The organism is Actinoplanes sp. NPDC051861 (assembly GCF_040681145.1).
GTDB lineage: Bacteria > Actinomycetota > Actinomycetes > Mycobacteriales > Micromonosporaceae > Actinoplanes.
In genome coordinates this window covers 315,123-341,501 of record NZ_JBFAYE010000003.1, presented here as the reverse complement: position 1 = coordinate 341,501, position 26,379 = coordinate 315,123, and the positions used below count along the sequence as shown (strand labels likewise).

General features: G+C 71.2%; 18 protein-coding genes. 8 read left to right on the top strand and 10 right to left on the bottom strand.

Annotation, left to right across the window (positions count from 1 at the left end; all coding sequences use genetic code 11):
• Positions 1 to 35: 35 nt before the first annotated feature.
• The 4 genes from AB0M02_RS12395 to AB0M02_RS12380 all read right to left on the bottom strand — a co-directional run bounded on the left by AB0M02_RS12395 (position 36) and on the right by AB0M02_RS12380 (position 10,378).
• Complete coding sequence (locus AB0M02_RS12395; RefSeq protein ID WP_364225112.1) at positions 36 to 6,035, bottom strand: DUF3320 domain-containing protein; 6,000 nt, start codon at positions 6,033 to 6,035, stop codon at positions 36 to 38.
• 216 nt (positions 6,036 to 6,251) lie between these two features.
• Entirely contained in the window at positions 6,252 to 8,327 is a 2,076-nt protein-coding gene (locus tag AB0M02_RS12390) for a hypothetical protein (protein ID WP_364225110.1), read from the bottom strand.
• Between the two features lie 108 nt (positions 8,328 to 8,435).
• On the bottom strand, positions 8,436 to 9,092 hold the full coding sequence (locus AB0M02_RS12385; RefSeq protein WP_364225108.1) for a winged helix-turn-helix transcriptional regulator: 657 nt from the start codon (positions 9,090 to 9,092) through the stop codon (positions 8,436 to 8,438).
• A 32-nt stretch (positions 9,093 to 9,124) separates the two neighbouring features.
• Positions 9,125 to 10,378 carry a cation:proton antiporter gene (locus AB0M02_RS12380; protein WP_364225106.1) on the bottom strand — a complete coding sequence of 418 codons (1,254 nt, stop codon included), beginning with the start codon at positions 10,376 to 10,378 and terminating at the stop codon, positions 9,125 to 9,127.
• Positions 10,379 to 10,596: 218 nt separating this feature from the next.
• Here AB0M02_RS12380 and AB0M02_RS12375 point away from each other — a divergent pair, with 218 nt between their 5' ends.
• From AB0M02_RS12375 to AB0M02_RS12355, 5 genes are all read left to right on the top strand, one after another.
• A complete protein-coding gene (locus AB0M02_RS12375) occupies positions 10,597 to 11,889 on the top strand; it encodes an acyltransferase (protein ID WP_364225104.1) in 1,293 nt (430 codons plus the stop codon).
• Complete coding sequence (locus AB0M02_RS12370) at positions 11,886 to 12,608, top strand: DUF2306 domain-containing protein (protein ID WP_364225102.1); 723 nt, start codon at positions 11,886 to 11,888, stop codon at positions 12,606 to 12,608. Before AB0M02_RS12375 ends, AB0M02_RS12370 begins: the two co-directional genes overlap by 4 nt.
• A complete protein-coding gene (locus tag AB0M02_RS12365; RefSeq protein WP_364225100.1) occupies positions 12,605 to 13,924 on the top strand; it encodes an FAD-dependent monooxygenase in 1,320 nt (439 codons plus the stop codon). Before AB0M02_RS12370 ends, AB0M02_RS12365 begins: the two co-directional genes overlap by 4 nt.
• A gap of 37 nt (positions 13,925 to 13,961) precedes the next feature.
• A complete protein-coding gene (locus AB0M02_RS12360) occupies positions 13,962 to 15,557 on the top strand; it encodes a tryptophan halogenase family protein (RefSeq protein WP_364225098.1) in 1,596 nt (531 codons plus the stop codon).
• A 99-nt stretch (positions 15,558 to 15,656) separates the two neighbouring features.
• Positions 15,657 to 16,496: an SMP-30/gluconolactonase/LRE family protein gene (locus tag AB0M02_RS12355; RefSeq protein WP_364225096.1), complete on the top strand. Its 840-nt coding sequence runs from the start codon at positions 15,657 to 15,659 to the stop codon at positions 16,494 to 16,496.
• 55 nt (positions 16,497 to 16,551) lie between these two features.
• On the opposite strand, the gene AB0M02_RS12350 is transcribed toward AB0M02_RS12355, so the two are convergent.
• From AB0M02_RS12350 to AB0M02_RS12335, 4 genes are all read right to left on the bottom strand, one after another.
• Complete coding sequence (locus AB0M02_RS12350; protein WP_364225094.1) at positions 16,552 to 18,849, bottom strand: excinuclease ABC subunit UvrA; 2,298 nt, start codon at positions 18,847 to 18,849, stop codon at positions 16,552 to 16,554.
• 61 nt (positions 18,850 to 18,910) lie between these two features.
• Positions 18,911 to 20,854, bottom strand: coding sequence for a glycosyltransferase family 39 protein (locus tag AB0M02_RS12345; protein ID WP_364225092.1), 1,944 nt, complete (start codon positions 20,852 to 20,854; stop codon positions 18,911 to 18,913).
• Positions 20,855 to 21,008: 154 nt separating this feature from the next.
• On the bottom strand, positions 21,009 to 21,821 hold the full coding sequence (locus AB0M02_RS12340) for an ABC transporter permease (RefSeq protein WP_364225090.1): 813 nt from the start codon (positions 21,819 to 21,821) through the stop codon (positions 21,009 to 21,011).
• Complete coding sequence (locus tag AB0M02_RS12335; RefSeq protein WP_364226059.1) at positions 21,818 to 22,810, bottom strand: ATP-binding cassette domain-containing protein; 993 nt, start codon at positions 22,808 to 22,810, stop codon at positions 21,818 to 21,820. Before AB0M02_RS12335 ends, AB0M02_RS12340 begins: the two co-directional genes overlap by 4 nt.
• A 247-nt stretch (positions 22,811 to 23,057) precedes the next feature.
• Between AB0M02_RS12335 and AB0M02_RS12330 the strand changes: the two genes are divergently transcribed.
• Positions 23,058 to 23,462 carry a DUF1801 domain-containing protein gene (locus AB0M02_RS12330; protein WP_364225088.1) on the top strand — a complete coding sequence of 135 codons (405 nt, stop codon included), beginning with the start codon at positions 23,058 to 23,060 and terminating at the stop codon, positions 23,460 to 23,462.
• Between the two features lie 7 nt (positions 23,463 to 23,469).
• Complete coding sequence (locus AB0M02_RS12325) at positions 23,470 to 24,243, top strand: DUF899 family protein (protein WP_364225086.1); 774 nt, start codon at positions 23,470 to 23,472, stop codon at positions 24,241 to 24,243.
• Between the two features lie 109 nt (positions 24,244 to 24,352).
• On the opposite strand, the gene AB0M02_RS12320 is transcribed toward AB0M02_RS12325, so the two are convergent.
• A complete protein-coding gene (locus tag AB0M02_RS12320; RefSeq protein WP_364225084.1) occupies positions 24,353 to 25,348 on the bottom strand; it encodes an NADP-dependent oxidoreductase in 996 nt (331 codons plus the stop codon).
• 110 nt (positions 25,349 to 25,458) lie between these two features.
• Here AB0M02_RS12320 and AB0M02_RS12315 point away from each other — a divergent pair, with 110 nt between their 5' ends.
• Positions 25,459 to 26,190 carry an NAD(P)-binding domain-containing protein gene (locus tag AB0M02_RS12315; RefSeq protein ID WP_364225082.1) on the top strand — a complete coding sequence of 244 codons (732 nt, stop codon included), beginning with the start codon at positions 25,459 to 25,461 and terminating at the stop codon, positions 26,188 to 26,190.
• A gap of 25 nt (positions 26,191 to 26,215) precedes the next feature.
• Here the strand turns inward: AB0M02_RS12315 and AB0M02_RS12310 are convergent, their stop codons facing one another.
• Positions 26,216 to 26,365 carry a hypothetical protein gene (locus AB0M02_RS12310; protein ID WP_364225080.1) on the bottom strand — a complete coding sequence of 50 codons (150 nt, stop codon included), beginning with the start codon at positions 26,363 to 26,365 and terminating at the stop codon, positions 26,216 to 26,218.
• Positions 26,366 to 26,379: the final 14 nt, after the last annotated feature.

Below are 26,379 nucleotides of genomic sequence, written 5' to 3'. Positions count from 1 at the left end.
CGGACACTAGGGAGCACGGGTGAACATCAGGCAGCTCACTTGCGTCCGGCGGTGGACTTCCGGCGACGTTTCGGCGCGGCCTCGTGACGCGGCAGCGACGCGACGTCGGGCAGCCCGTGCCGGTAGGTGAGACCGTCGCCCACCCGGCTCAGGTGCTCCTCGGCGACCAGCTCGGCGATCAGTCCGGTCAGGCGGGCGTCGAGCTCGGCGGAGCGGCGGGAGGCCCATCCGTACAGGCGGCCGGTCGCGGCGAGCAGGTCCTCGGTAGTGAGCACGCCGCCGTCGTGGACCAGGTGTTCCATCGCCAGGCGCAGCTCGCTGTCGGCGATCTGGTCCGGTTTGCGGGACACACCCTCGGCACGCAGCCGGATCGCCGGCACGGTCCGCTCGGGGTCACTGACGAACGCACCGTCCCAGGTCATCCCGGTCTCGCCGGATTCGAGCAGTCCCTCCACCACGGTGCGGGCCTGCTTGGTGATCCGGGTGAGCGCCCACTGCTCCCGCATGCGCTGCAGCACCAGGTCGATGTGCACCGGGCCTTCGACCCGGGCGAGCTCGGCGACGGCTTCGGCGATCCGGGTGCGCATGCCGGGCTCGGTGAGGCCGGCGCCGGGTGAGATCGGGTTCAGAACCACTTTTTCGTACGGGAAAGCCCACTCGCTGCTGCGGTCGACAGCCTCGGGTACGTCCGCGGTGACCGGCTCGGCCCTGGGCCTGCGCGACGGCCGGCGCCGGGGTGCCGTCGTCCACTCCATCCCGGTGGCGCTTATCGGTTCGAGGGGCTCGGCCGGCGGGATCGGTTCGACGGCCGGCGCCACGAACGGGCGCTCCTCGGCGTGCTGATGAGGATGCAGGTCGGCGGCGACCTCGGCCCGGCTCAGCCGCTCGAACAGAACCGGGGCGACCTGCTGCTCCTCGGCCGCCTGCTCCTCGACCGCCTGCTCCTCTGCCGCCTGCTCCTCTGCCGCCTGCTCCTCTGCCGTGGCCATCGGCGGTTCCAGGTCGTCGTCGAACTCCATGCCGGTGGCGGCGGGCCAGGTCGAGGCGGCCGGGGTCTCCTCGACGGTCTCGCGGTTCACGTCCTCCACGCCCGCCAGGTAGGCGCCGGCCTGCTCGGCGCCGATCTCGAAGTCCTCGTCGATCAGATCGTCGTCGGTGTACTGAGGCTCCTCGACCGCGTCCCACGACTGCTCCGGCTCCGGGACTGCCTCCTCTTCCTGTACCGGCTCCTCGTCCAGGACCGGCTCCTCCGCCAGCGTCAGGACTTCGGCCGGTTCGGGCTCGGGCTCGGGCTCGAGTTCCGCCTCCGCCTCCATCTCCATCTCCGCTTCCGTCGCCGGCGCCGTCGTCTCGGCGATGATCGGCTCAGGCTCGGCCGCCGGGGTCTCGGTGACGGTGACGGTCAGCTCCGGCGCCTGCTCGGCGGGGAACTCGGCGAAGGCCGCGTCCAGCGCCGCGCGGAGCCGGTCCTCCTCGTGCTGGCGGTCCAGGTACCAGGCGGTCCCCCAGACCCGGTGCAGCCGCCAGCCGAGACCCTGCAGCTCCTGCTCGCGCAACCGGTCGCGGTCCCGCGCGGCGGGCGCGGAATCGTACGTGGTGCCGTCGCACTCGATCCCGAGCGCGAACGGTGCGTTGCGCCGGGCGTTGCGGCGGATCGCCAGATCGATCCGAAAGGAGCCGGCGCCGACCCGGGTCTGCACCCGGTAGCCCCAGGCCCGGAGCACGTCGCGCACCGAGTCCTCGAACGGCACCTGCTGGTCCGGGCGGACGTCCTCGATGCCGAGGGCGGCCTCACCGCGTACCGCGTAGTCCAGATACGCCGCCAGGTGCCGGAACTCCTCGTTCTCCGGCAGGTCCCGGCCGCGTACCTCGGAGACCACCTCCAGGCGGCGGGAGGCCCGGGTGGTGGCGGTGTTGAGCCGCCGCCAGCCGAGCGGGCCCTGCAGGCCGCCCAGGTCCTCCCCGATCGCCATGATGATCACGTCACGCTCGTCGCCCTGCACGGTGTCCAGGTCCTTGACGAAGAAGCCGCGCAGGCGGTCGCCGTCCTGGGTCGCCACCATGTCCGCGACCGCGGCCTCGATCTCGTGTGCCTGCTCGGGCGAGCAGGCAACCACGCCGAGCGTGAGGTCGGGGCGGGTGACCAGGTGGTGCGCGACCCGGCTGGCGACCAGCTGGCTCAGCGTGCCCTCGCCGGCCGGGAAGAGCTGCACGCCCGCGTCCGGGCCGGGCGCGCCGGCGGCCGGGAACGTGCTGAGGCCGCCCGCGTAGAAGCTGTGGTTGGCGAAGGTGATCAGCGACTCGTGGCGGCTGCGGTAGTGGATGGGCAGGTCGATCACCCGGAACGCGCCGCAGCCGATCGCCAGGTCGAGGATCGACTGGGCCTCACCGGAGGGCAGCGTCGCCGAGGTCACCTGCCGGTCGTCGCCCACCACGATCAGAGCGGCGCCCCGGTAGGCGCAGGTGATCGCGTCGGGGATCGGCATCCGCGCCGCCTCGTCCACGATCACGACGTCGAACTGCAGGTCGGGCGGGAGCAGCCGGCTCACCCCGGCGGGAACGGTCAGGAAGCAGGGCTTGACCGCCGTGGTGGCGTGCCGGGTCTGTGCGATCAGGTCGCGTACGGCGAGGCGGCGGCCCTGCTGCGCGGCCGTCGAGCGCAGCAGCGCGGCCTCGGAGGTGGCCGTGTCGGAAGGTTGCCGGGCGTCGACCGCGTTCATCACGTCGGCGGCCGCGGCCCGCTGCAACCGGGTGTCCCAGAGCTGGAACTCCTGCACGAGCCGGTCGTGGCCGGACGCGTCCAGCGGTGGGAGCCGGTCGTCCTCGCGGATCACGGTGTCCGCCCAGGACTGGAACAGGGCCCGGCCGAGCACCGGCAGGATCTGCTCGATCGGCAGGTCCGCACGGGCGCAGAAGTCCACCACGGTGTCCAGCCCGTGCTCGGACAGGACCGAGCGCGCGGCCTGGTACTCGAACCACTCCTGCTGGCCGCGGCTGTCCTCCAGTAGCGCCTTCAGCAGTTCCCTGGCGTGCTCGTAGTCGTCGAGGGCGGCCGTCAGCGACGGGTGCCGGCGCGGCGCGAACGCGCGCAGGATCCAGTCCCGGGCGGCCTGCCACTCGGCCACCCGCGACGGCAGCGTGTCGGTGGGCCGGGCCCTGCTCAGCACCTCGGCCTGCTCGGCGGTGAACGCGATGTCCCCGCCGGTACGCACCCGGCGCGCCTCGGACGTCCACGCCATCGCGGTGGCCAGGGCCTCCACGTCGGTCTGGGTGCCGCGGTAGACGCCGCCGAGCACCTTGGCGTACTCGCTCGCGTTCGCCGACAGCGCCGCGGCGGCGTCGGACGCGGCCTCGCGCAGCATGCCGATGGCGGCCGACTCGGCGAGCGTGAAGTCGCGCCCGGCCGCCGCGCTGTACGCCTGGACCAGCTCGGCCACCGCGGTGAACGGCTCGACGTGCGCCCGCAGCCAGGTCACCGCGTCGTGGATCGGGCCGGCCGCGAGCTGCGGGCGCGGCGCCGGCTCGGGTGGCGGGCGCAGCGCCGCGGTCCACCGGTCGAACTCCTTGCGCGCCTCCGTGACGATCCGGATGATCGCGCTGTTCGGGGTGGGCGCGCTGACCCGCTCGATCACCGCCGGCAGCGCCTCCGGCGGGGTCACCTGCAGCACCTCCTCGGCGGTGCGCAGCGCCTCCTGGATCGCGTCGAAGTCGGTCTCCAGCCGCCGCCAGTGCCGCCCGAGGATCTTGGCGTGCTCGGCCTCGGCCTCCTCCAGCTCCTGGATCGACCGCTTCCACGCGGCGGCCGCGCTGAGGTTGGCCACCGCCTGCGACCGCTTCACGTCCGGCCGGGCGATGTCCGCCGCGGCCTTCTTGTCCCGCCGGTACGGCGCCCGCAGCTTGCGCATCCCCTTGTGCTGGGCGGCGAACCGCTCGGCCAGCTCGTCCACCGGCTCGTTGAGCGCCGCCTCGTTGAAGTACTCCCGCGCCCGCGACTCGGCCGCCTGTGCCGCCTCCACGGCCCGCTTCAGGATCCGCGAGGCGGTCTGCGCGGCCGCCATCCCGGTGGTGTCGAACCAGCCCGCCTCCGGCTTGTGCGGCCGGGAGAGCAGGTCCACGATCGCCGCGACCCGGCCGATGTCGGTGAACGCCACGACGTTCGGCAGGCCCAGCCGGGCGGTGACCCGGTCCAGGCTGTGCTGGTGCTGCTCCAGGCGGTCCGCCTCGTCGGCGAAGCGCCGGGCCAGCCCGCGGGCCTGCGCCGCGGTGATCGGCAGCAGTTCCACCGCGGGCGGGTCGAGCTGCGCCAGGCTCGGCACGATCGGCAGCTTGCTCGGCGTGGGCAGCGCCGACCAGGTGACACCGGCCCGGGACCGGACCGCGTCCTCGGCCTGGTGCAGCGCCTTCAGGTGCCGCAGCAGCCCCTCGGCGGACCGGGCGACCGACTCCAGGCTCGGCAGGGTCAGCCACTCGTCGGCGGCCTCGGGCGGGCGGCGGGCGGCGTGCCCGACCAGCGTGGTCAGGGTGATCGCGTCGGTCAGCGCGTGCGCGTCGAACGCCTCGGCGAGCGGGTCGCCGGCGGCCGCCTCGGTGAGGTGCTCCAGAGCCGTCTGTGCCTGGTGCAGCCGGGCGTCGAGGCGGTTGCGGTCGATGACGTCGCGCCACAGGAAGTCGTCACCCTGCAGCGCCGGGCGCCACGCCTTGCCGAGGCGCTCGGCGGCGTCGCGGACCTTCTGCAGCGACTGGGTGGTCAGCGGCACCGGCAGCGTCGGCGGGACCGGCGCGGCCGGCACGTCGATCATCTGGGCGCACATGCCGAGCACGTCGTGCAGCCGATGGCCGAGCGGCTCGCGTACCTCGTTCATCGCCTCCGCGTACGCGTTGAGCCTCCGCCGGTGCTCGCGCAGTTCCTCACGCTCGTCGGTGGAGAGGCTCGGCGGCGGCAGCGGGATGTAGTCCAGCGCCGCGGCCAGCGTCGACGCCACCTGGACCCGGCCGGTGCGCCCGCTGTGCAGCTCGAGGAGATAGTCCTCCAGACCGGTACGCGCCATGCGCTCCCGGACGGTGTCGAGGGCGGCCGCCTTCTCGGAGACCATCAGAACGCGCTTACCGGCGTGCAGCAGGCAGGCGATCATGTTGGCCACGGTCTGCGTCTTGCCGGTGCCGGGTGCGCCGCGCATCACGAAGCTGCGGCCGGCCAGCGCGGCGGAGACACAGGCGCGCTGGGCGGCGTCGGCGTCGAGCACCAGGGGTACGTCGTCCGGCGGCGCCAGCTCGTCGATGCGGCGCGGCGGGATCGGCTCGAACCGGAACGCCTCGATCTGCGACTTCGGATCGGTGGCGAGCGCGCGGATGACCGGGTGGGCGAGGATCTGGCGTTCGTTGTCGACGAGGTCGCCGTACATGATCTCGCGATCGACGGCGAACCGGGACAGCAGGATCGCCTCGTCGGTCCGCCACTCCTGGTGCTCACCGATGGCGGCGTCGAGGCGGGCCCAGAACACGGTCACGTCGAGACCGGCCAGCCCGTCGACGGTGGGGAGCTCCACGCCGTACAGCCGCAGCCGCACCGTCAGCGCCGGGTTGACGATCGGGTCGTCCGCGCGGGCCCGCAGTCGCGGGTAGTCGAGCGGATCGGTGTGCACCAGCTCGACGGGCAGCAGGAGGATCGGGCTCGCGTACTCGTGCTCGCCGTCCCGCCAGTGCAGCGTGCCGATCGCCAGGTACAGCCCCGCCGACCCGTGCTCCAGCTGATCCCGCCGGTCGGTACGCCGCAGCGCGTGCAGCGTCGTGTCCATGTCCGCGTCGGCCATCCGCGTCTGGAACACGTGCGCCGCCCGGGGCCGCGGCCCCTCCGCCTGCTCCTCGATCCCGAGGAACCCGCACTCCCGCCCCTGCTGCAGCGCCTCGACGACACTGCGCGGCGACGGGCTCATCACCGCGACGACGCCCGGCCCCTCCGGGTCCACGTCCATCAAGGGGTTCGCGCCGGTGAGATCGAGCAGGCCGTTACGCCAGGTCTCGAGCACGCCACGCACGCGCGCATCGGGGCGCCCGGTCAGACCATCCGCATCATCCCACCGCATTTGCACATTCCAGCAAGGCGAGGTGGGTCACCGTGGCGATTTTCCGGGTTAATCCGACGTTCCGGACGCCAACCGCTGCTTTTCGACCCGTTTTCTACGGTTTGCCGGTCCCCGTTGGGTCCCGCCGCGGCCATCCGGCTCACTTCGGGCCGGGGTCAGGCAGCCGAGTTACTCCCAGGTCGGGATCCACCACTGCCAGCCCGCCGGGGCCAGGGGCCAGCCGGCGTCCGGGCGCCAGCCCTCGGGCGGGTACCAGCCGTCGGGCGGGACGGGCCAGCCGGGCGGGACCGCGAACTTGATGCCGGTGGGTGCGGGCGGGATCTGCGGGTGCGGGTTGTTCTCGGGGGCCGCGGAGACCGGTGCGACGCCGCTGCGGCGGGCGGCGTTGCTCTTGACGACGGCGGTCAGCGCGGGGATCACCGTGGTCTCGGCGATGGCGGCGCCGTCGAGGAGAGCGGCCGAGCGGTCGGGGAGCGCGGCCGAGCGGTCGGGAGCGGGGCTGATCGGATGGACCGGTTCCGGGGCGAGCGGGGCGCGGGCGGCCGCACCGAGTGTGGAGAGCGGGGAGGCGGCCGGGGTGGCGACGGCGCCGACGGGCTCGGTGAGGCCGGGTGCGCCGGTCTTGACGGCGCCGCTGGTGGAGCCGGGCGGGTCCAGCCGCGGGAGGGAACCGCCGGGCAGCGCACCGGTGGACGGCAGGGTCGGCAGGGGCTCGTGCGACGAGGTCGCCCAGCTGGGGATGCCGCCACTGGGAACCGCCCAGCTCGGCATGGCGCCGCCGCGGGGCAGCTCGGGTTCGCTCGCCGCGGCCCAGCTCGACGCCGGTTCACCGGCGGTCGCCCAGCTCGGCACCGCGTCGGGGTCACCCTGCCCGGGCCAGGCCGGCCCGGACTCCGCGTCGGCCTCACCCTGCGCGGCCCAGCCACGGCCCGACTCGGACTCACCCGGCAGGGTCCGGCCGCGGCCGGAGTCGGATTCGCCGGGAATCACCCAGTTGCGGCCGGAGTCGGATTCGAGCGGGGACGTCCAGCCCGGGGATCGCGAGGGCTCGGCGTCGGCGGGTGCGGGGGCCGCCCAGCTGGGCACCGGCTCGTTCGGTGCCGCCCAGCCAGGCACACCGGCGGGCGCGGCGGACGGGGAACCGGCCGGGCCCGGCACGTAGCCTCCCGAGGCCGAGCCGGTCGTGGCCGGTCCCGTGCTGGCCACGCCGGAGGTCGGAACGCTGGCCGAAGCCCGGCCGGTCGCAGCGGCGCCAGCCTGAGCGCTGGCCGGTCCGGACGGAAAACTGGCCGGCCCGGGCGAATAACCCGCGGAAGCGGCCTGACCGCCGGCAAAACCGCCGGACCCGGACTGGCCGGCAGGGAACCCGGCGGACGCGGGCTGAGCGGCGGGGAACCCGGCGGACGCGGGCTGAGCGGCGGGGAACCCGCCCGACCCGAACCCCCCGGCCGGCGAGACCGACGCGAGCGCGGCCTGCCGTGCGGCGGCACCCTGGAGGCTCTCCGGGAGGTCCTGGGCGCGGGCCACGTACAGCATGACCTCGGCCTTGCCGTCGTTGCCCTTGACCATCGCCCGGGCCGCCGTGACCAGGCCCTGCTCGGCCAGATGGCGCAGGGCGGGCAGGAGCTCCGTGCTGATCTTCGTGCTCAGGTCGCCGACCCGGGCGTCACCGACGCGCACCTCGACCAGGTGGTCGGCCATCTCGTGCAGCGTCACATAGACCCAGCACTCCCCCTCCGGCCGCAGCACCGGCCGCAGCGCGTCGAGGAACTGCTGCTGGCCGATGACCTGGACGGCCGAGCCGCTGGGCAGGAGCCGGTGTTCCTGGACGGGCGGCGAGTTGGCCGGCACCAGCATGTGCGGTTCGGCCAGGTCGAGGCGGACGGTGGCGTCGAAGGCGGCCGGGCGGCCGTCGTAGGCGCCCCACTCCCGGCCGTGGATGCGAGCGTTCACCTCGGGCACCAGGTTGCGGCTGGTCAGGGAGGAGAGAACCTGGACGTAGCGGGCGGCCTCCGGGCGCGGGAGGTGACCGAGCAGGCTGGATCCGGACCAGACCCCGACGGCGTTGCGGTCGTGGCGGTTGTTGCGGTCGGGGATCAACTGCACGGGTACGGTTATGTCGGTTCCCTTGGGGTCGAAGTCGCTGCCGAAGAGTGCACGTATCGCCTTGGCGTAGTGCGTCTCGCCGACCACCTCGGCACTTGCCCAGCCCGCTTGTCCCCAAAGTTGGAACCGATTCGCCACACGGGAACGCTAGTGTCTGCTTTCCGTCAGTCACCTCACCCGTACGGACGAGGGCGATCAACCATACGTTCCGTATCCGCGCCGTTCGCTTGAGCTACTGAAGCGTCACTAAGGTCGCGGCGAGGGATCGATGACGAACAGCTCGACGAATCGCTTCAGCAGCTTCAAGTCGCCGTCGATGCGGACGCGGCCGGAGGCGACGGCATCGTCGGGGCTGAGCTCGCCGGACATCAGGTCGCGGATCTCCGGGCCGGTGATGATGACCAGGTCGGGCCGGTCCAGCCCGCCGGTGCCGGCCCGCAGCTGATCATCCTCGACCACGGCGTGCACGACCGTGTCGGCGAAGCGCAGTTCGAAACCGATGCGCTCGGGCTGGGCCGGCGGGCGGAACGTGGCCCGCAGCGCCATCACCAACGAGTCCTCGGTGGCGACCTCGCCGACTCCGACGACGCCGAGCGACCGGGCGCCCCAGCGGCCCAGGCTCAGGAGGGTGTCCTCGAGATCAGCGCCGTACTCCGTCAGCTCGTAGACCACCCCGGAAGCGGGGCGGGGCAGCACCCGCCGGCGGATCAGGCCACCCTCCTCCAGCTCGCGGAGCCGGGAGGCGAGGATGTTGGTGGAGATCTTGGGAAGGCCGCGATGCAGGTCGGAGAACCGTCGCGGGCCCACGAACAGGTCACGCAGGATGAGCAACGCCCATTTCTCGCCAACCAGTTCCAGAGCGCGCGCCAACCCGCAGTACTGCCCATACGCCCTCTTGGTCACCCTGAAAAATATACCAGCAGGCGGATGCCGCACTATCCGTGTTTTTTCGCAGTAAGCTTCGGTCCTGCACTTTCGGCCAAAGCGGTGTCCGCCGCGGAGACCGCGTCATAGCGGCCCAGCCGGCGCAGCAACGGCGGCGCCATGACCGTGGTGGCGATCGCCATCAGGACCATGATGGTGAACATCTCGGTGCCGATCACGCCCAGCTCCAGTCCTGCGGTGAGGATCACGATCTCGGTGAGCCCGCGGGTGTTCATCAGGACGCCGATCGCCACCGATCGCGACCACGGCTCACCGCTGATCCGGGCGGCGACGGTGGCACCGCCGAGCTTGCCCACCACCGCGACCGCGGTCACCAGCAGGAAGACGCCGATCAGCGCCCAGGAGCCGAGACCGTCGACGCGGGTGGAGAGCCCGACGATCACGAAGAACAGCGGCAGGAGCAGGATCTCCACCGGGGCCTGCAGGCGCTCCTGGACGGCCCGCCGCCAGCGCTCGTCACGGGGCATCACGGCACCGGCGAGGAACGCGCCGAACAGGGCGTGGATGCCGATCGCCTCGGTGATCCACGCGCTGACGAACGTGACCACCAGCGCCAGCCACAGCGGCAGCGGCGCCAGGCGGGCCAGCACCGGGCGTACCGCGGCGACCATGAACACGACGTACGTCGCGGCCAGCACCACCAGCACCACGACGCCCGCGGGGCTGGCCGAGGTCATCACCGCCACCACCGTCGCGAGCAGGCACCAGGCGACCACGTCGTCGATCGCCGCACAGGTGATCGCGAGCACGCCGGCTCTGGTGTGGAACAGGCCGGTCTCCTGCAGCAGCCGGGCGAGCACCGGGAACGCCGTGATCGCGATGGCGGCGCCCAGGAAGAGACTGAACCCGAGCAGTCCGACGCCCTGGCCGAACCGCTGGTACAGCAGCGCGCCGAGGCCCGCGCCGAGCAGGAACGGCACCACGACCGACACGCCGCTGATCACACCGGCGCGGCGGCCCACCCGGCGCAGTCCGGCCACGTTCAGTTCCACGCCGATCAGGAAGATGAACAGGATCAGCCCGATCTGAGCGAGCGACCGGAAAGCGCCGATGATCGCGTCCGGGAACAGCGTCTCGAGCGCCTCCGGCCAGATCACTCCCAGCACGCCGGGGCCGAGCAGGATCCCCGCGATGATCTCGCCGATCACCCTCGGCTGCCCGATCCTGATGAGCAGCTGCCCCACGGCCCGGACCGCGATGATCACGATCGACACGGACAGCAGCATCTGGACCGTCACCGGCATGGGGGCCTCCTCGCAGCACCGAAGGTTTCCGGAGCATCGCACCGCCTCAACCGATCGCGGATCTTCGATCGTGCTGTCGGGCGCAGGGCCTCCGGCGGGCCCCGTGGGCAGCGCATTTTCGAGGAAGATTCCGCTTTCCCGCGGTGCGAGTCTGCAAGGGCGTGCGTACCCGAGAAGTTCCGGCATGTGAGAGGCACGCGGAGAAAGGACGCTGAAAAATGAGCGTGACAGAGTCTGACCGTCGTGTCGGAGCGGGATCCGATCGGGACCACAAGCGCATCCCGGTCGTCGACGGGGTCCGCGGCCTGTGTGCCCTGGCCTTGCTGATCACCCACGTGGCGATGGTGTCCGGCCTGCTGGGCACCCGGGAGACCGGCGCCGAAGTGGGCCCCAGCCACTACCTCGGCGGTTTCTTCGCCGGCGGCCTGCAGATCGCGGCCGGCGTGTTCTTCACCCTGAGCGGCCTGTACGTCTACCGGCCGTTCGCCAAGTCCGTCATCACCGGCGGCCCGAAACCCTCCGGCCGCCACAACTTCGCCCGCCGCGCCCTGCGGCTGCTGCCGGCCTACTACCTGATGTACGTGGTCGTCCTGCTGGCGCTCAACCTGGAGTCGATCGACAGCGTCTGGTACGTGGTCCGGCCGTTGCTGCTGCTGCACATCTACGACTTCGTGTGGATGGACGGCATGGAGGTCAGCTGGACGGTGCCCGCGATGGCGCAGTTCTACCTGCTGCTCCCGCTGCTGGCCTGGGCGACCCGTCGATGGGCCGGGCGCGGCGCCACGATGAGGCAGCGCGCGTACCGCCTGATGCTGCCGGTGCCGTTCCTGATCGCGTCCGGCTTCGCCTGGCTCTTCTTCGTCAAGGCCAACGACCTCGGCACGCGGGCGCTGTTCTGGTGGCCCATGGGCCTGCTGCCGGAGATCGGCATCGGCATGGCGCTGGGCATCCTGCTGGCGCTGACGCAGGCCTCGCCGTCCGACACCCCGAAGCTGTTCCGCGCGGCCGCCGCCCGGCCGAACCTGTTCCTGCTCAGCGCACTGGTCATCGTGCTGGTCAACTGCGCCCGGCCGTTCGCCAAGATCGGCATGGACGACATCTACACCGTCTCCGGCCTGGTGTTCTTCTACGTCATCCTCGGGCTCTTCAGCATCGCGATCGTCACGCCGCTGGTGGCGCCGGGCGCGAGCTCACGGGTCCGCGACGGCCTGCTGGGCAACGCGCCGATGGTCTACCTGGGCCGCATCTCCTACGGGGTGTACCTGTGGCACTTCGCGGTCATGCACTTCTACCTGCAGCCGGACACCCTGTTCGGCGGGGACAGCCAGATGATCCTCGGCCTCTACCGTGAGGCGGGCTTCTGGGAGCTGCAGCTGGTGACGCTGACCGGTGCGGTCCTGCTCGCGACGATCAGTTACTACCTGATGGAACGCCCGCTCATGAACTGGGGCGAGCGCCGCCTGCGCCGTCGCGACGAGGCACGTGCGGCGGTCGGTGGGCGGCCGCGATGACCGTTGTGGACAAGCCGTCGGACCGGGCGCCAGGACCAAAAGATCTTGAGGGTACGCGCGGACGGCGCCCGATCTGGCTCGTACTCCTGGCCATCTACTGCCTGGGGTTCGGTCTCGCCTCGCTCGCCCGGGTCCTGATCCAGGATCCGTCCCTGCAGGTGCGCGTCCCGTTCGGCTTCTACCAGCTGCTCATGTGGCACGTGGTCTTCGGCGCGATCGCGATGTGCCTGGCGTGGCTGCAGGTCTGGCCCCGGCTGCGCGCCAAGCGGCCCCGCCTGCACCGCCGGATCGGGCTGGTCTACCTGTTCGGCGGGGTGGTGCCGGCCGGGCTGCTCGCCATCCCGGTGTCGCTGCTGGCCGGCGTCGGCCACGCGTACCGTATGTCGCTGTTCGTCCTGGCCGTCCTCTGGCTGATCAGCGCATACCAGGGATACCGGTCGGCCCGCCTGCGCCGGTTCCAGCTGCACCGGCGGTGGATGCTGCGCAGCGTCGCGCTGACCACCGCCATCATCAGCGCCCGCCCGCTGACCGGCGTGCACTGGGGCGCCATGGCCTCGATCTGGCCGGACCAGTACGGCGGTGCCGGCGACCTCACCTACAACGAGGCCCTGACCGCGGCCATGTGGACCGCCGTCGTCCTGCACCTGGTGATCGTGGAGTGGATCGTGCTGCGGCCCCGCACCAGGGCGGAGACCACCAAGCTGGAGGCTGCCCGATGAAACCTCTTCTCGGCGAACGCGCGATCGTGCTCGGCGGCAGCATCGCCGGCACGTTCGCCGCGTCGGTATTGGCCACCCGTTACTCCGAGGTCGTGGTCGTCGACCGGGACACCGTCCTCGGCGTCGACCAGCCCCGCAAGGGCGCGTCGCACACCGCACACGCCCACGGCCTGCACGCCCGCGGCCTGCTCATGGTGGAGGAGCTGTTCCCCGGCACCCTCGACGACCTGCAGGCCGCGCAGCTGCCCGTCGGCGACCTGGGCGAGATGCACTGGTACGTCAACGGGCGCCTGCTGGCCCCGGCGAAGACCGGCCTGCTCTCGGTCACCCCGCAGCGCCCGGTCCTGGAGAACTACCTGCGCAACCGGGTCGCCACGCTGCCCAACGTGCGGTACCGGCAGCACACCGACATCCTCGCCCCGATCACCAGCCCGGACCGGCAGCGGATCACCGGCGTACGCGTACGCGACGAGTCCGGCGAGTCCGAGCTGACCGCTGATCTGGTCGTGGACACCACCGGCCGGGGCTCGCGGACACCGGCCTGGCTCGCCGAACTCGGCTACGACCGGCCGTCCGAGGACCGGATGAAGATCGGGCTCGCGTACACCACCCGGATCTACCGCAAACGCCCGGAGATGTTCGACGGCGTGCAGTCGGTCAACCTGATCGCGACACCGCGGTTCCCGCGCGGCTGCTTCTTCGGCCAGGTGGCCAAGGACGAGTGCATCCTGTCGCTGACCGGCATCAACGGCGACCGGCCGCCGACCGAACCGGGCGCCTTCCTGGAGTTCGTCCGGTCGCTGCCGGTGCCGCGCGTCTACGAGGCCGTCCGGGACGCCGAACCGCTGACCGAGCCGGTCTCGTTCACGTTCCCGGCCAGCGTGCGCCGCCGCTACGAGCTGCTGCGCCGGATGCCGGCCGGCCTGCTCGTGATGGGCGACGCGGTGTGCAGCTTCAACCCGGTGTACGGCCAGGGCATGAGTGTCTCCGCGCTGGAGGCCGGTGCGCTGCGCGACTGCCTGGCGGACGGGACGGCCCCCGAGCCGCTCGCCTTCCAGCGCCGCATCGCCGCCGTCATCGACGTGCCGTGGGAGATCTCCACCAGCGGCGATCTGGACTTCCCGGAGGTCGAGGGCAAGCGCACCGTCAAGGTCCGGGTGGGCAACGCGTTCATGGCCAAGGTGCAGCGGGCCGCCATGCGCGACCCGGCGGTGACCAGCGCGTACATGAAGGTCGCCGGTCTCGCCGCGTCGCCGGCCTCGATGATGCGCCCCTCGATGGTGGCCCGGGTGCTGCGCCAGTCCCGCCAAGCCTGATCCCGATCAACGTCCCGCTCAGCAACGGAGGTTCGTCGTGCCCCAGCCCATCGAGCATGTCGTCATCGTCGGCGGGGGAACCGCCGGCTGGCTCTCCGCGGCATACCTCAACCGGGCCTTCGGTGACCGGTTGCGGGTCACCCTCGTGGAGTCGCCGCAGATTCCCCGGATCGGGGTGGGTGAGGCCACCGTGCCCACGCTGCGCACCACGTTCGCCTTCCTCGGCATGAAGGAGGAGGAGTGGATGCCCAAGTGCAACGCCGCCTACAAGTCCGGGGTGCGGTTCAACAACTGGCGCAACCCCGCCCCGGACGGCACACCGCACTCGTACTACCACCCGTTCTTCACGGTGCCCGAGCCGATGCTCAAGACCCACGAGCGCCCGTTCCACTACCGCTACTCCGGCGGGTTCTCGCTGCCGCACTTCTGGCTGCGCGGGCGGCTGGCCGGTGACGCGTCGATGCCGGCGACGTACGGCGAGGCGGGCATGCCCCTGCAACGGCTCCTGGAGCTCAACAAGGCTCCGCGGCCGCTGCCCGGGACGGCCGGCCCGGACGTGCGGTTCCGGTACGCCTACCACTTCGACGCCGCGCTGATCGCCAAGTATCTGCGCGAGCTGGCCGTCGGCCGGGGCGTGCACCACGTGCTGGCCGACGTCTCCTCGGTGCGCCTCGACGAGCGCGGCTACATCACCGGCCTGTCGACGAAGCAGGGCGTGGACGTGACCGGCGACCTGTTCCTGGACTGCACCGGGTTCCGGGGGCTGCTGATCAACAAGGCCATGGAGGAGCCGTTCATCAGCCAGAACGACTACCTGCTCTGCGACAGCGCGGTGGCGCTGCCGTCCCGCAACGACCCGGCCAACGAGGGACTGCGCCCGTACACCACGGCCAACGCCATGGGCGACGGGTGGATCTGGGAGATCCCGCTGTACCACCGGGACGGGACCGGATACGTCTACAGCAGCCGGACGACCACCCCGGAGAAGGCCGAGCAGACACTTCGCGGGTTCCTCGGCGGCCGCGAGTTCGAGGACGCGGAGCCCAACCACATCAGGATGCGGGTCGGCTACACGAAGCGGTCGTGGGTGCGCAACTGTGTGTCGGTCGGGCTCTCCAGCTGCTTCGTCGAGCCGCTGGAGTCGACGACGATCGCGCTGATCGAGTACGAGCTGGCGCTGCTGCTGCTGCACTTCCCCGACCGCGACTTCGACGAACTGCGGATGAGCCGTTACAACGACCTGATGTTCTCCGCGTACGAGGACATCCGCGACTTCATCGTCATGCACTACACCCTGACGGACCGGACCGACACCGAGTTCTGGCGTGCCGTCCAGGAGGCGCCGATCCCGGACAGCCTGCAGCGCAAGCTCGCCGAGTACGCGGAGAGCGTCATCACCCCGGACGGCACCCAGCAGCGGCTGTTCGAGACGCAGAGCATCTGGGCGATCCTGTCCGGCATGGGCTTCCCGTTCCGCAAGACGCCGCCCGGGATCGACCTGCTCGACGACGCCGCCGCCGCGCAGCGGTTCCGCCAGATCGACAAGGAGCGGGCCGAGCTGTCGGCGAGCATGCCGGACCACTACGAGTATCTGCGGATGCTGCACGGCGAGCACCGGCCCAGCCCGATCTGACCGCACGGATGACGTTCCCGCCCGAATCAGACTAAAGGGACTCCCAGCCTGTTAACCTCGGCGCGACCGTGCCGACGGACCAGGCTGGGAGTTTCGACTGTGACCGCAACCGAGACGCTGATGACCGGTATCGCGCTGGGTGAGTCGCCGCGCTGGCACGACGGGCGCCTGTGGTTCTCCGACTGGGGCGCCAACGAGGTCCTGGCCGTCGGCACCGACGGGACCTCCGAGGTGGTCGCGCAGGTGAAGTCGTTCCCGCTGTGCATCGACCGCCTGCCCGACGGCCGGCTCCTGATCGTCGACTCCGAGCACGGTGAGCTGCTGCGCCGCGAGCCCGGCGGTGAACTCGTCCGGCACGCCGATCTGCGGTCCGTGTCCGATCACCCGTGGAACGACATCGTGGTGGACGGGCGGGGGAACGCGTACGTCGGTGCCATCGGATCGATCCAGGGACCGCAGCCCGACGGTGACATCCTCGCCGTCTTCACGCCCGACGGACGGGGCCGCAAGGTGGCCGACAACCTGGCGTTCCCGAACGGCATGACGATCACCCCGGACGGATCCACGCTGATCGTCGCCGAGTCGAACGCCGCGCGGCTGACCGCGTTCGACATCGACGAGGACGGCGGCCTGTCGAACCGCCGCGTCTGGGCCGACCTGGGCGAGAACGCCGCGCCGGACGGCATCTGCCTGGACGCGGAGAACGCCGTCTGGTACGCGGACGTGCCGAACCAGCGCTGTGTACGGGTGCGTGAGGGCGGCGAGGTCCTCGCGACCGTGGACGCCGACCGCGGCTGTTTCGCCTGCGAGCTGGGCGGCGAGGACGGCCGGACCCTGTTCGTCCTGGCCGCCGAGTGGCCCGCCGCGATGGAGGGCGAGAGGCGCACCGGCGTCCTGCTGACCGCCGGTGCGCCCGCACCCCGGGCCGACCGCCCCTGACCCGCCGTTCCGGCGCCGCCGCGCCGCTCACGGCGTGGCGCCGGCGCCGGCGCCGTTACGCGGGAGCGTGCCGGCGGCGCAGGTACTCGCCGGTCAGTGAGTTCTCGGCGACCAGCAGCTTCTTCGGCGGCCCGGCGAAGATCACCTCACCACCGTTGCGGCCGCCCTCGGGGCCGAGGTCGATGATCCAGTCGGCGTGCTCGACGACGGCCAGGTCGTGCTCGATGACCACCACCGTGTTGCCGCGGTCGACGAGCCCGTCGAGCAGGTTCAGCAGCACGTCCACGTCGGCCAGGTGCAGGCCGGTGGTCGGCTCGTCGAGGATGAACAGGTCGCCCGTGCCGGAGAGGTGATCGGCGAGCTTGAGCCGCTGCCGCTCACCGCCGGAGAGCGTGCCGAGCGACTGGCCGAGGTTCAGGTATCCGAGCCCGGTCTCGGCGAGCGCCTCGAGCTTGCCGCGGATCGGCTTCTCGGTGAAGAACCCGATCGCCTCCTCGGTGCTCATCTCGAGCACGTCGGCGACCGACTTCCCGCGCAGTTCGTGCGCGAGCACACTGTCCTTGAACCGGCGCCCCTCACAGGCCTCGCAGCGGGTCGTGATCGGGTCCATGAAGGCGATCTCGGTGATCAGCACACCGCGGCCCTGGCACTCCTCGCAGGCGCCCTTGGAGTTGAAGCTGAACACGCCGGCGTCGACGCCGTTGGCCTTGGCGAACAGCTTGCGGATGGTGTCCATCAGGTCCAGGTACGTCGCCGGGGTGGACCGGGACGACGCCGGGATCGGCGACTGGTCGACCAGGACGGCCTGCGGGTGCGCGGCGCGGAACGCCTCGGCGATCAGCGAGCTCTTGCCCGCCCCGGCCACGCCGGTGACCACGGTGAGCACCTTGCCCGGGATCTCGGCCGAGACGTTCTTCAGGTTGTGCGTGGTCACGTCCTTGACCGCGAACTTACCCTCCGACTTGCGGGGCGTGGTCTTGAGCTTGCCGCGCAGGCGCAGGCCGGCGCCGGTCGCGGTGTCCGCCTCCCGCAGCTCCGCCAGGGTGCCGGTGAAGACGATCTCGCCACCGTGCACACCGGCCCGCGGGCCGATCTCCACCACATGGTCGGCGATCTGCACCACGTCCGGGTCGTGCTCGACCACGATGACGGTGTTGCCCTTGTCGCGCAGGGCGAGCAGCAGGTCGTTGAGCCGTCCCACGTCGTGCGGGTGCATCCCGATGCTCGGCTCGTCGAAGATGTACGTGAGCCCGGTCAGGTCACTGCCGAGGTGCTTGACCAGCTTCAGCCGCTGGCCCTCACCGCCGGACAGGGTGGCGGTCGGCCGGTCCAGCGAGAGATAGCCCAGCCCGATCGCGTCGATGCGGCCCAGCGCGGTGCGCACCGTCTCGATCAGCGGCGCCGCGGCGTGCTCCTCCTTCAGCCCGTCCAGGAACGGAATGAGGTCGCTGACCTCGATCCGGGTCCACTCCGCGATGTTCTTCCCGCCGATCCGGGAGGCGAGGGCGGCGGCGTTGAGCCGGGCGCCGTCGCACGCGGTGCACTCCCCCTCGGCGATGAACTTCTCGGCGGCCGCGCGGGACTTCTCGCTGCGGGTGGCCTCGTCGACCTTGAGGTTGCGCCGGACGAACCCGGTGACCAGGCCCTCGAACCGCAGCTTCTGGGTGCGCCCGTTCTTGAAGAAGATCTCGGTGTGCCCCTCGGTGCCGTACAGCAGCGTCTGCAGTTCCTCGTCGCTGTACGCGCTGATCTTCTTCTTCGCGTCGATGCCCGGGTAGTTGGCGTAGAACTGGTACGAGTTGCTGCCGTTGGTGTGCCCGGGCAGCTGGATCGCGCCCTCCTCGATGGACTTGGTCCGGTCGAGCATGAGGTCCGGGTCGGGCCGCAGCATCCGCCCGAGCCCGTCACACTCGGGGCACATGCCGGACGGGTCGTTGAACGAGTACGCCCCCGGCCGCCCCGCGCTGGGCTCGGCGTACCGGGAGAACAGCGTCCGGATCATCGCGTAGATGTCGGTGATCGTGCCGACCGTGGACCGCGAGTTGCCGCCCAGCGGCTGCTGGTCGATCACCACGGGCGTGGTGATGTTCTCCACGGCGTCCACGTCGGGACGCTCGTAGCGCGGCAACTGGTTGCGGATGGACCACGGGAACGTCGCGTTGAGCTGGCGCTGCGCCTCGACCGCGACGGTGTCGAAGACGATGGACGACTTGCCCGATCCGGAGACGCCGACGAAGACAGTGACCCGGTCCTTCGGTATGGAGAGGCTGACGTCCTTGAGATTGTTCTCCCGTGCCCCGGCGATCCTGATGTCTCGCTCGGTGGCGGCCGGAGCCTCACGGCGCGTTGCCATCTGTTCCTCCTCGATCGGATGTCGCCCGGCGTGCTGCCGGTTCACATAGCGGGTGGGGTGGTCATGACGCGGGTGCGCAGTCGAGCAGGACGGGTCCCGCGGGGTGGTTCACGCCGGGCTCGGTGACCGGCCGGCAGGCGCTCCTCGCCCAGGTGATCGTGTCGACGGCCGGTCCCTGCAGGAACGAGTTGGTGCCGTTGCCCTCGGGCGGCGCCAGGACGAAGCGCACGTCGCCGTTGCGGACGTGCTCCCGGAACTCGTCCGGTGTGGGTAGCGGATCGCGGCCGTCGTATCCGCCGATCGCCATCACCGGCTCACCGCCGGAGGCGACGATCAGCGGCGCCGCCATGAGCGCGGTGAGCGTCGCGGCCATCCAGCGGGTGCCGCCGCGGTTCTGCTGCAGGTACGGGACCAGGCCGGGGTCGAACTTCGGCTCCAGCTGGTTCATGAACCCCTCGGCCATCGGTTCGGGCAGGACCGCCGGACGGTACCGGCCCTCCTGGTTGGCCAGTGGGTTGCCGCCGAGCAGCGGCTGGTCGAGGCTGCGCACGGCCCAGACCGCCGGTGCGGCCAGCGCGGCGACCGCGGTGAGCGCGGCGACGGCCGCCGAGGCGCGGGACCGCAGCACGAGCAGCACCGCGACGGCGAGGGCGCCGGTGGTGATGACCAGTGGCGCCAGCCAGTCCGGATGGATCGCGCGGGTGCTCAGCAGCACCCAGGCCGACCATCCGGTGACCAGCGCGATCTGGGTGGCGAGCGTGGCGGCGCCGAACAGGCTGCCCTGGCGCCACAGCGTCCACGAGGTGACCAGCCCGCTGGCCGCCAGCGCGGCGATCGCCGGCATCATCATGCTCGTGTAGTACGGGTGGAGCACGCCGCCCATGAAGCTGAAGACCAGCCAGCAGGCGAGCGCCCAGCCGGACCAGAGCACCAGCCCGCCCGCACCGCGGCGGCCGTCGGGGCGCGGGGTGATCGCCATGATCAGCCCGGCGAACACCGCCATCGGCAGCCACCAGGAGATCTGATCGGCGAGCACGCCGGTGAGCAGCCGGCTCTTGCCGGCCGGGCCGGCGTGGAAGACCTCACCGGTCAGGAACGCGTTGACGAGTGCGAACTGGGAGTTGCCGGGGAAGGTGGGCGGCGCGACGTGCACGTCGACGATGCCGGTCAGGCGGGCCAGCATGCTGCCGTCGGTGGTGCCGGCGATCCACGGGCGCTGCCCGGCCGGCATCAGCGCGAACGCGAGCGGCCAGGCCACGGACGTCACGAGACCGCCAACGGCCATCGCGCCGAGCCCGGCCAGGCGGCGCACGAACGGCAGGCCGGCGGCGATCAGCCAGGCGGCGACCATGGCCGGGACCACGATGTACGCCTGCACGTACTTGGCGTTGAACGCCAGCCCGGCCAGAGCACCCGCCATGGCCAGCGGGAGCATCCGGCCCCGCCGCACCGCTCGCATGGTCATCCAGGCCGCCGCCAGCAGCCACATCAGCATGATGGCGTCGGGCGCGTTGTTGCGGTCCACCACGATGTTCATCGGGCTGATCGCCAGACCGGCCGCGGCAAGCAGCCCCGCCGCCCGGGCGCCGGGCCGGTCGCCGAAGCCCTCCCGGACCGCGAGCCCGACCAGCAGCACCGAGGCGATGCCGGCCAGCACGCTGGGCAGGAACATGCTCGCCCAGCTGACGCCGAACACCTTGATCAGCAGGGCCGACGGCCACAGCCAGGGCGCGGGTTTGTCGATCGACACGAACGTCTCGGTGTCCAGGCCACCGGTGAAGAAGGCGCCCCAGTCCCGCGACATGCTCAGTGCCGCGGCGGCGTAGTAGCTGTTGCCGACACCGCTGTGCGCTGCGGCGCCCCAGAACCGCAGCACGGCCGCCAGCAGCACGCAGGCGGCCAGACCGGCGACCCACCACCACGGCGTGGATCGGCGGGCCGGAGTCTCGGTCGTGGTCGTCACCGGAGCGACGGGCTCCGTACGGCTGAGCAAATCCGTGTTCATAACGGCCAATCATGGGCGGGACCGGCGCATGTGGCGTCTTCGTACATGCGCTGTCGGTCACGTCGTTCGCGGTGATCGTGCCGGTGCGCCGGTACGCCGGCCGGTGGTTCCGGCCGGCGTACCGGCTTGGTGGTGACGGTGGCGGGGAAGACCGTCACACTCTCTTGTTCAAGGCCCGGATCGACAGTGGCGCGAAGATGATGACGAGGGCGGCGCACCACGCGAGCGTCCACGTCAGCGGCTCCGCCACCGGCCCGCCGTTGGCCAGGCCGCGGCTCGCCTCCAGCAGGTTGCCGACCGGGTTGATGTCGGCGAACACCCGGAACACGCCCGGCATGGTCTCGGTCGGCGCGAAGACGCCGCTGATGAAGCTGATCGGCAGAACGACCACCATGCCGAACATCTGCACCCGCTCGGCGTCCGGCGAGGTGACGCCGATCAGCACCGCGACCCACGAGAACGCGGCCGCGAAGACCAGCATCAGCGCGGCGGCGCCGAGGAAGCCGAGGAACCCGTTGCCCGGCCGGAAGCCCAGGATCAGGCCGACGAGCAGGACCAGGACGATGCCCCAGATCTGCTTGGTCTGGTCGGCGAGGATGCGGCCGGCGAGCGGGGCCCAGCGCGCGATGGGCAGCGACCGGAAGCGGTCGAAGACACCCTTGGACAGGTCGGTGTTGAGGCCCTGCCCCACCTGCAGCGTGGTGGAGAGCATCGTCATGACCATCATGCCGGGGATCATGAACTGCAGATACGCGGAGCGGTCACCGGAGATGGCGGCGCCGAAGACGTACGTGAAGAGCAGCGTGAAGATGATCGGCTGGAACGCGAGCTCGCCCAGCTCGCCCGGGTTCTCCTTGATCCTGGCGATCGTGCGCCAGGCGAGGGTCTTGGTCTGGCCGAGGCCCTGGATCAGGCCGACCTTCCGGGTCCGGGACGCGGCCGGCGCGGTGACGGTTGCGGCGGTCATGTCTTGTCCTTCTCGTCGGTGGTCTCGTCGTCGCCGGCCTTGCCGGTGAGGGTCAGGAACACCTCGTCCAGGCTGGACCGGCGCTGGGCCAGGTCTTCGATCTCGATGCCCGCCTTGGTGAGCCGCGCGACCACCTCGGGCAGCACGGCGGAGTCGGTGACGGTGACCGTGACCTCCTGGCCGACGGTCTCGGCCTCGGAGCCGGAGACCTCGGTGAGGACCTCCGCCACCGCGTCGACCTGCGCGGCGTCGGCCGGGCGCACGACCAGCCGCTGCGCGCCGACCGTGGCCTTCAGCTCGTCCGGGGTGCCCTCGGCGATCACCTTGCCGTGATCGATGACGACGATCCGGTCGGCCAGCGCGTCGGCCTCCTCCAGGTACTGCGTGGTGAGCAGCACGGTGACACCGGCGGCGACCTGCTCGCGGATCAGGTCCCACAGCTCCAGGCGGCTGCGCGGGTCCAGGCCGGTGGTCGGCTCGTCGAGGAAGAGCAGGCGCGGGTGGCCCACCAGGCTGACGGCCAGGTCGAGGCGGCGGCGCATACCACCCGAGTACGACTTGACGGCCTTTCCGGCGGCGTCGGTGAGGCGGAACCGCTCGAGCAGTTCCGCGGCCCGCTCGCGTGCCTCGGCGTTGCTGGCGCCGAGCAGCCTCGCGACGAGCACCAGGTTCTGGGTCCCGGTGAGCATGTCGTCGACCGATGCGTACTGCCCGGTCATGCCGATCATCTCGCGGACGCGATGTGGGTCGGTGGCGACGTCGTGGCCCCCGACGGTGGCGGTGCCGCCGTCCGGGTCGATCAGTGTGGCGAGAACGCGAACGGTGGTGGTCTTGCCGGCGCCGTTCGGGCCCAGCAACCCGAGCACGGTGCCGGCCCGGACGTCCAGGTCGATGCCGTCCAGGGCGACCGTGTCACCGAATCGCTTGACCAGCCCACGCAGCGAGATCACATGGCCCGGCTCCTCGGCGCCGGCGTCCGCCACCGGCATGGCCGTGGTCCTGACTGCTGTCATGTCGAGTCTCCATCCAGGTGCGGTTCCACCCCAAGTCCGGGGAAGAAGGGCGGCCGCGCGACGAAACGAAGCCCATCTAACTTGCAGTTTGCAAGTGAAGTTGTTTTAGCATAGGACCGGCGCCGCCGGGGTACCAGGGTGGCGGCCGAGGTTTCCCGAGATCCTTGTCCGGGCGACTTCGGCTCCTCCACTCCTGAATTGCGCTTCCCCGAGGTGAGAACCGATGACCTACAAGACCGAACCACGGGTCGACGCCTACATCGACCGCCTGCCGGACTGGCAGCAGGCCGTCTGCCGCGAGATTCGCGACCTGGTGCACGCCGCGGATCCGGAGGTCGAGGAGACGATCAAGTTCTCCGACCGGCCCTACTTCGTGCTCGACGGCAACATCTGCGCGCTGCTGGCGGCGAAGGACCACGTCAACGTCTTCCTGTACGACGGCGGCCTGGTGCCCGACCCCGAGGGCATCGTGACCGGCGGGCAGGGCAACAAGACCTCCCGCACGGTCGCCGTCGGCAAGGGCGAGAAGGTGAAGAAGCGGGCCCTCAAGGCGATGTTCAAGCAGATCATCGCCAACAACCGGGCCGGCGGCTGGCGCAAGCTCAAGAAGGAACAGAAGAAGAAGTGAGGACACCATGACCACGCAGGATCATCCGGCCACCGTGGGCCGTCCCCCGGTCGTCGACATGGCCACCTGGCAGGCGGCCCGCGACGAACTCCTGGTCCGCGAGAAGGCACACACCCGCGCCGGCGACGCCCTGGCAGCGGCCCGCCGCCGGCTGCCGATGGTGGAGTTCGACGCCGGCGCCAAGGTCGTCGGGCCGGACGGCCCGGTGCCGTTCCTGGAGTTGTTCGAGGGCCGCGACGAACTCCTGGTCTACAAGCACATGTGGACGGACGGCGCGCCGCACCAGGGCCAGTGCGAGGGCTGCACGGCGATGGTGTGGAACATGAAGGACGCGGCGTACCTGAACGCCCGCGGCGTGTCGTTCGCGATCCTCACCGCAGGCGCCTGGGACGAGGTGGCGCCGTACGTCGACTTCATGGGATACACCCAGAAGTGGTACTCGGTGCGCGGCCTGGAGGCGCCGATCGGCGACAGCATGGCCTCGACCGCCTGCTACCTGCGCGACGGCGACCGCGCGTTCCTGACGTACTCCACCACCGCCCGTGGCAACGAACCGGCCGCCGGCTTCTTCAACCTGCTCGACATGACGCCGTACGGCCGGGGCGAGCAGTGGCAGGACACTCCGGAGGGCTGGCCCGAGGGCAGTCACCCGTGCTGGTACTGGCGGACGGACGTCGAGGGCAACCCGTCGTGGGGCCCGGAGAGCCGCCCGACGGCGCAGTGGACCCTCCCCGGCGTCACCACCCCGGACACGATCGGTCACGACGGGCACTGTCACTAGGTTTGAGCTTGAGTTGCACAGGGCGCCGGCGGTCGCCGGACGGCCCTGCGGGGCAGGCGATCGCGGGTCTGGAGGAGGCAGAGCGCGATCGCCCGTACCCTCGCTCGGTCTAAAGCTTGACCACCATCTTCCCGGTGTTCTCGCCCCGCAGGAGCCCGAGGAACGCCTCGGCCGCGTTCTCCAGGCCCTCGACGACGGTCTCGCGGGCGGAGATGCGGCCCGCGCGCAGCCAGCCGCCGACCTCGGTGACGAAATCGGTCATGCGGTGGTTGTGGTTGGTGACGATGAAGCCGCGCAGGCTGAGTTCCTTGCCGATGGCCGCGGAGAGGTTGCGCGGCGCGGCCGGCGGCGTGGTTTCGTTGTAGTGGGCGACGGCGCCGCACAGGGCCACGCGACCGAATTTGTTCAGTGAGCTGATGGCCGCTTCGAGGTGGTCGCCGCCCACGTTGTCGAAATAGACGTCGATGCCGTCGGGTGCGGCGGCGCGCAGCTGGTCGCGGACGGGCGCGTCCCGGTAGTTGAACGCGGCGTCGAAGCCGAGGTCGTCGACCAGGTGACGTATCTTCTCGGCGGAGCCCGCGCTGCCGATCACGCGCTTGGCCCCGCGCAACCTGGCGATCTGGCCGGCCACGCTGCCGACAGCGCCCGCGGCACCGGAGACGAACACGGTGTCACCGGAGCGGAACTGGGCGATGTCGAGGAGCCCGACGTACGCGGTGAGGCCGGTCATGCCGAGCAGCCCGAGGTACGCCGACAGTGTCGGAGCTGCGGCCGGATCGACGACCCGCACCTTGGTGGCGTCCGAAACTGAATACTCCCTCCAGCCGAGGCCGTGCGACACGATCGACCCCGCCGGCACGCCCTCGGCACGCGACTCGACGACCTCACCGACCGCGCCGCCGTCGAGGGGCCGCCCGATCTGGAACGGCGGGATGTACGACTTCGCGTCGTTCATCCGCCCCCGCATGTACGGATCGACCGACATGTACAGGTTGCGGATCAGGACCTGCCCCTCGCCCGGAACCGGCACCGGCGTCTCGGCAACCTCGAAGTTCTCAGCGGTGGGCCAGCCGGCCGGACGTGACGCGAGGCGGATCTCTCTCATGCGGTCTCCCAAACGGTCGTCGTTGTTACCCGACAGTAGGCCCGTGATCGCGACGCGGCCATTTCCCGATTCGCCACGCGGACCCCTGATACGGCGGGCACCCTGAGATCATGCGTATCGGTGTGATCGGGGCAGGCCGGATCGGCGGCACACTCGCGGCATGGTGCGCCGAAAGCGGTCATGACGTGGCGGTCACCTCGCGTCACCCGGAACGGGTGCGTGAGCTGGTGGACCGGATGAACTGGCAGATGCGGGTGATGTCGGTCCCGCAGGCGGCCGCCTTCGGCGACATGGTGATCTTCGCGCCGAACTGGGCGTCCGCGAAGGAGGCGATCGACGCGTCCGTCCACGGCCTCGACGGCAAGGTCGTCATGGACGTGACCAACCCGGAGGACATGATGCCCGGCACAGCCGGGACGGCCGGGATGAGTTCCGGCGCGAGCAGCAAGAGTCCCGAGATGGTCGCCGCGGCCGTCACCGGGCCGCCCACCGACGCCACCGACCGGATGATCGCGCGGGCCGGCGGCAAGAGCGGCCTGGAGCGGCTCATCGAGTGGGCCCCCGAGGCGCACTGGGTCAAGGCGTTCAACAACGTCCCGGCCGAGGTGCTGAGCCGGCGGCGCGGGCACGATCCGCTGCTCGCCGAGTTCGTCTGCACCGACGAGCGGGACGCGCGGGAGGCCGCCTGCCGGATCGTGCAGGAGCTCGGGTTCGCCCCGTTCTACGCCGGTGGTGCGAAGGCGGCGCGGCTCACCGAGACCGGCGGGCCGCTGCAGAGCCGCGAGGTCGACGTCCAGGACGCCACCGACGCCCTGGCGGAGGCACTGATCACGCTGCGCTGATCACCTTTGCGCTGATCCGGACCGGTCAGTCCTCGGCGGGGCGCTGGGTCTCACGGTTGCGGTCGGCGGCGAGGAGCTCGGCCAGCGTCGGCCGGCTGTCCTCGCGGCGGCGCAGCCACGCGACGTGGGTGTCCCGCGCCGAGGACTGTGTCGCGGTTCCGATGCTGATGGTCATGACGGGCTCCCAGT

Coding starts and splice junctions, on each gene's coding strand:
- AB0M02_RS12365 (WP_364225100.1), top strand. CDS start 12,605: ATGAAACCTCTTCTCGGCGAACGCGCGATCGTGCTCGGCGGCAGCATC.
- AB0M02_RS12370 (WP_364225102.1), top strand. CDS start 11,886: ATGACCGTTGTGGACAAGCCGTCGGACCGGGCGCCAGGACCAAAAGAT.
- AB0M02_RS12330 (WP_364225088.1), top strand. CDS start 23,058: ATGACCTACAAGACCGAACCACGGGTCGACGCCTACATCGACCGCCTG.
- AB0M02_RS12315 (WP_364225082.1), top strand. CDS start 25,459: ATGCGTATCGGTGTGATCGGGGCAGGCCGGATCGGCGGCACACTCGCG.
- AB0M02_RS12320 (WP_364225084.1), bottom strand. CDS start 25,348: ATGAGAGAGATCCGCCTCGCGTCACGTCCGGCCGGCTGGCCCACCGCT.
- AB0M02_RS12335 (WP_364226059.1), bottom strand. CDS start 22,810: ATGCCGGTGGCGGACGCCGGCGCCGAGGAGCCGGGCCATGTGATCTCG.
- AB0M02_RS12325 (WP_364225086.1), top strand. CDS start 23,470: ATGACCACGCAGGATCATCCGGCCACCGTGGGCCGTCCCCCGGTCGTC.
- AB0M02_RS12380 (WP_364225106.1), bottom strand. CDS start 10,378: ATGCCGGTGACGGTCCAGATGCTGCTGTCCGTGTCGATCGTGATCATC.
- AB0M02_RS12340 (WP_364225090.1), bottom strand. CDS start 21,821: ATGACCGCCGCAACCGTCACCGCGCCGGCCGCGTCCCGGACCCGGAAG.
- AB0M02_RS12375 (WP_364225104.1), top strand. CDS start 10,597: ATGAGCGTGACAGAGTCTGACCGTCGTGTCGGAGCGGGATCCGATCGG.
- AB0M02_RS12350 (WP_364225094.1), bottom strand. CDS start 18,849: ATGGCAACGCGCCGTGAGGCTCCGGCCGCCACCGAGCGAGACATCAGG.
- AB0M02_RS12310 (WP_364225080.1), bottom strand. CDS start 26,365: ATGACCATCAGCATCGGAACCGCGACACAGTCCTCGGCGCGGGACACC.
- AB0M02_RS12345 (WP_364225092.1), bottom strand. CDS start 20,854: ATGAACACGGATTTGCTCAGCCGTACGGAGCCCGTCGCTCCGGTGACG.